At 70.1% G+C, this 4,656-nt stretch carries 4 protein-coding genes; 1 reads left to right on the top strand and 3 read right to left on the bottom strand.

Going from position 1 to position 4,656, the window contains the following annotated elements; genetic code table 11:
- Nucleotides 1-249 precede the first annotated feature (249 nt).
- Entirely contained in the window at nucleotides 250-1,014 is a 765-nt protein-coding gene (locus IAG43_RS24710; protein ID WP_187742881.1) for a thioesterase II family protein, read from the bottom strand.
- A gap of 237 nt (nucleotides 1,015-1,251) precedes the next feature.
- Entirely contained in the window at nucleotides 1,252-2,775 is a 1,524-nt protein-coding gene (locus IAG43_RS24705) for a DHA2 family efflux MFS transporter permease subunit (protein WP_187742880.1), read from the bottom strand.
- A gap of 726 nt (nucleotides 2,776-3,501) precedes the next feature.
- On the opposite strand from IAG43_RS24705, the gene IAG43_RS24700 reads away from it, so the two are divergent.
- Nucleotides 3,502-4,134: an RNA polymerase sigma factor gene (locus IAG43_RS24700; protein ID WP_281403981.1), complete on the top strand. Its 633-nt coding sequence runs from the start codon at nucleotides 3,502-3,504 to the stop codon at nucleotides 4,132-4,134.
- Nucleotides 4,135-4,275: 141 nt separating this feature from the next.
- Here IAG43_RS24700 and IAG43_RS24695 read toward each other — a convergent pair whose 3' ends face one another.
- On the bottom strand, nucleotides 4,276-4,497 hold the full coding sequence (locus tag IAG43_RS24695; protein WP_187742878.1) for a hypothetical protein: 222 nt from the start codon (nucleotides 4,495-4,497) through the stop codon (nucleotides 4,276-4,278).
- Nucleotides 4,498-4,656 lie beyond the last annotated feature (159 nt).

The following is a 4,656-nucleotide window of genomic DNA, read 5'->3' as shown; positions in this document are numbered from 1 at the left end:
GTGGTCGCCTTGCTAGATCCGGTGGGGACCCCTCTGGATACAGCCATTCCCGCCGCCTTTTCCGCGGGCGATGTGTAGGCCGTCGTGCGACCGGGTAGCCGCTGTTCCCCGCGGCGGCGCGGACCGGGCGCACGACGAGGCCCGCGCGCCCCGTGGTGACGGGGCGCGCGGGCCTCGGTGGTGCGGTGCGGGCCCTGGTCGTGCTCGGTGGTGCGGTGGCGGGCCTCGGTGGCGCGGTGGCGCGGTGGTTCAGGCGTGTGCGGCCGGTACTTCGTCCAGGGACCGGTGGACGGCGTCGATCAGCGCGTCCCCGTTGTCGGTGAAGAAGAAGTGGCCGCCGTCGTGGACGTCCAGGGTGAAGGCGCCGGTGGTGCTGTGCCGCCACTCGGCCGCGTCGGGCTCGGAGACCTTCGGGTCGGACCGCCCGATGTGCACATGGAGGGGGACGGAGACCTGTGCCCCCGGTGTGGCCCGGTAGGTCTCGGCCATCCGGTAGTCCGCCTGCATGGGCGGCAGCACGAGGTCGAGCATCTCCTCGTCCCGGAGCAGTTCGTGGCCCATGCCGCCGAGGAGTTCCATCTCCCGCAGGAAGGCGTCCCTGCCTTTGAGATGGGTCTGCTCGTCCTTGCGGAGCATGGGTCCGACGCGGCCGCAGGCGAACAGGGAGCGGGGCGGGTTGCCGAGGGCTTCGAGACGCAGGGCGACCTCGAAGGCGACCAGGGCGCCCATGCTGTTGCCGAGCAGCACGACGGGCAGGTCGTCCTGCTCGCCCATCAGGGCGGCGATCTCGCCGGCGAGTTCCTGGATGCTGTCCCGGGCGCGTTCGTGCCGGCGGTCCTGGCGGCCCGGGTACTGGACGCCGCGCACCTCCAGGTCGGTGAAGCGGCGGGCGAACCGGAAGTAGAAGTTGGCCGAGCCGCCCGCGTGCGGGAAGCAGACCAGGCGGGCCCTGGGCGTGTCGGTGGTGCTCAGCCGTCGCAGCCAGAGCCCGGCGTCGTCGGTGGTGGTGGTCATGCGTGGTCCTCCCCGTTGTTCCTGCGGTCCTCGTGCCCGCGGCGCCGGTCACGTCCGCCGCGGCGGACGTGACCGGCGCCGCGGGCCGGTGGTGTCGGTGTGGTGCCGGGCCGCCCTCTCGACGGGCGCCCGGCCGGTGGTGCGGGCGGGTTGGTGCGGGCCGCCTCCGCGGCGGGCGTTCCCGGCCGGTGGTGCGGGCCGGTGGCACCGGCAGGGAACGGACACCGGCCGGTGGGCTCAGCCGGTGCCGTCGGCCTTCTGGAGCACCGGGCCCGGTGTGCCGTCCCCGGCGGCCCGCTCCCCGTCGCCGTCGCCGTCGCCGTCGGTCTCCCGTTCGGGGAAGCGCACGAACAGGGCGCAGGCGAGGGCTCCGAGGAGCAGGAAGGCGACCGGCAGCAGGCCGGTCTCGCTGAGGGCTTTGCTGTACGGCTCGTGCACCGCGGCCGGGATGTCGACGGCGCTGCCCTCGACAGGTCCCCCGCCGGTGCCGACGCCCGGCAGGTGGGCGGCGATCCGGTCGACGAAGAGGGCGCCCACGACGGCGCTGCCGAGCACGGCGCCCATCTGCCGGTTGGTGTTGTAGATGCCCGAGCCGGCACCGGCCTGGTGCACGGGGAGGTTGCGGGTGGCGATGGCGCCGAGGGGGCCCCAGGCCATGCCGTTGGCGATGCCGGTCACGGCGGCGGTGGCCGAGAACATCCACAGCTCGGAGCCGGGCTCCATCAGCACGCTGTAGCCGACGATCGACACGGCGAAGAGGACGAAGCCGATGGTGGTGAAGGTGCGGGGGTGCGCCTTGTCCGACAGCTTGCCGACGATCGGGGAGGCGACCCCGGTGAGGATCGCCAGCGGCGCGAAGATCAGGGCCGACTCCATGGAGGAGAGGCCCCGCACGCCCTGGAGGTAGAAGTAGGAGGGGACCGTCATCGCGGTCACCGCGGCGCCGATCGCGGCGATGCCCACGTTGGCCAGGGCGAAGTTGCGGTCGCGGAACAGGCTGAGCAGCAGCAGCGGCTCGTCCTTGTTGCGGGACTGGGTCCAGACGAAGAGGGCGAGGATCGCGACCCCGGCGCCGATCATCAGCCAGATGCCCGCGGACCAGTCCTCGTTGTTGCCTTCCTGGAGGGCGTAGACCAGCAGGAACATGCCACCGCAGGAGAGCAGGATGCCGAGCGGGTCGAAGGAGTGCTTCCTGGTCTCCAGGGCGGGCACCAGGCGCCAGGCCAGGGCGAAGGCGAGGATGCCGATGGGCACGTTGATCAGGAAGATCCACTCCCAGCCCGCGGAGTCGACGAGCAGTCCGCCGATGACCGGGCCGAGGAGCAGGGAGACGCCCGCGGCGCCGCCCCAGGCCCCCATCGCGGCACCGCGCTTGTCGGCGGGGAAGATCTTGGTGATGACGGTCATGGTCTGAGGCGTCATCAGGGCGGCGCCGAGGCCCTGCACGGCGCGGGCGGCGATGAGCGAGTCGATGTCACCCGCCACGCCGCACCACAGCGAGGCGAGAGTGAAGACCACCAGGCCGGTCAGGTAGACGTTCTTGGGGCCGAAGCGGTCACCGAGGCGTCCGGTGAACAGCAGGGGCGCCGCGTAGGTGAGCAGGTAGGCGCTGGTCACCCAGATGACCTCGGAGACGCCGGCGTCCAGCGACTCCATGATCGCGGGGTTGGCCACGGCCACCACGCTCATGTCCAGCACGATGAGGGAGAACCCTGCGATCAGCGCGCCCAGCGCCGGCCACGGGCTGCGTTCAGCGGTCACGACGTCCTTCCCCCAGCGCTTGCGACCCGTGCTTCATCACATGTCTCCCTCGTGAGCCGACTGTTCCCTTGGGGCTGTCCCGAGAGCCCTCTGTCATCACCGCAGATCCGGTGGCCGCCGGTCCGGATACGCCCGGGGCCGCACATTCCCGCGAGTGTGTCCGACGTCACACCGCTCGCGACGCGGCCCCGGGGATCGGCGAGCACCCCGGACGGCATTTCGGAAGCCTTTCGTCCGCGGTGGCGCGCGGCGTTCCGCGATGCCGGTCCGCACCGTCCGGCCGCGGCGGGACGCCGCGTCGTACCGCAGGTCATGACCCCGGGCCACGCGGGACGCGGCGCCGGCCGGGCGGTCGCGCAACGCGCTCGGCGACGGCCACTGAATCCTTTGTTCCGGTACGACTTCCCGCCCCTTTCGGTACGCAATTCAACTGCTTGAGCGGCGAGTTGATCGATTGACACTCCGCTCCGGCGGCCCCGTATAGTAAACAGCCACAGGGGGGAGACAGTCACTTTCCGGACGACGTCCGAAGGACTCAAGAGCCCCCGCAGGTCACCGAGGTGACGAGGCATCAGGCTACATGTCTAAATTCTTCCAAAAATCGACCCCGGAGCCTCCCGTATAAACGGGAGAAAAGCTACTCAGGGGTACCATGGCTCATTACCCACGGTCACCCATTAACATTCGACCAACGGTGATGGGGGAAGAAGACAAACCGGGGGACATATGCGTACGCCTACCTTGAACGAGCTAGTAGACGACTGCATAGCGGGAAATCAGGACAGCTGGAACCGAATTGTCGAGCGGTACACACCGTTGATCTGGGCCATCGCCCGGGGACACCGGCTCAGCGCGGCCGACTGCGAGGACGTCAGCCAGACCACCTGGATGCGGGTGATCCAGCATCTGGGGAAGCTGCGCGACCCGGAGAAGCTCTCCCAGTGGATCGCGGTGTCGGCCCGCCGGGAGAGCCTGAAGCACATCGAGAAGACCGGCCGCAGCGTGCCGGTGGGGGACTCCCCGGTCTTCGAGCGCTCCGAACCGTCGGAGAACCTCCCCGAGGAGAAGGCCCTGGCCAAGGAGCGGGACAACGAGGTCCTGCTCGCCTACTGCGCGCTGTCACCGAAGTGCCAGGCCCTGCTGGGGCTCCTGGTGACGGACCCGCCGATGTCGTACGACGAGATCAGCGCCACCCTGGGCATGCCGCGCGGCTCCCTGGGGCCGGTCAGGTCGCGCTGTCTGGCGCACCTTCGGAAACTGCTCCAGCGCGAGACCGAGCGGTCGGAGCAGGCGACGGAACTGCTGGGCGCGATCACCCGATCCGGCCTGCGGACCTTCGCCCTGGGGCAGCACCGCTGACCCCGCCCGGCCCGTGTACGGGAAAGCGCCTACCGGTTCAGGAACCGGTAGGCGCTTTCCCGTACACGGGCCGACGCGCGGCCCTGCCGTGCGCGGCCGCCTCGGTCGCACGCCGGCGTACGACCGGAGCGGGAACAGGGGTCACGCGCCCCCGCGATTGACCGGTCCGGCAGAAGCGGAAACAGCGGGAACCGAATCGGCGTCCGCGGCGTCCTTGCCCTCGTGGATCAGTGCGAACAGCGCCTTGGCGTTCTCGAGAACACCGGAGGGCGGCTGCCCGACAGCACTGGAAAGCCTCGCCAGCGTTTCTTCATCCGATTCCGATCCCGATACCGCCGGCTCTTTTTCGTCCGATTCGTTCATGCCACCCGCCTTCCACCGCATTTAGTTCATTCATTAATCAGAAACCCAAGGCTATACGCGCGTGTCAGAGGAATCAATACTGGTGCGTACGGCGAGCGCGCCGCCGGCGCGCCGGCGCGGTACGGCACGAACACGCCCGGCGCCGGGAGGACATGGGCC

The organism is Streptomyces genisteinicus (assembly GCF_014489615.1).
Lineage (GTDB): Bacteria > Actinomycetota > Actinomycetes > Streptomycetales > Streptomycetaceae > Streptomyces > Streptomyces genisteinicus.
This window is presented reverse-complemented; position numbering and strand designations above follow the sequence as displayed.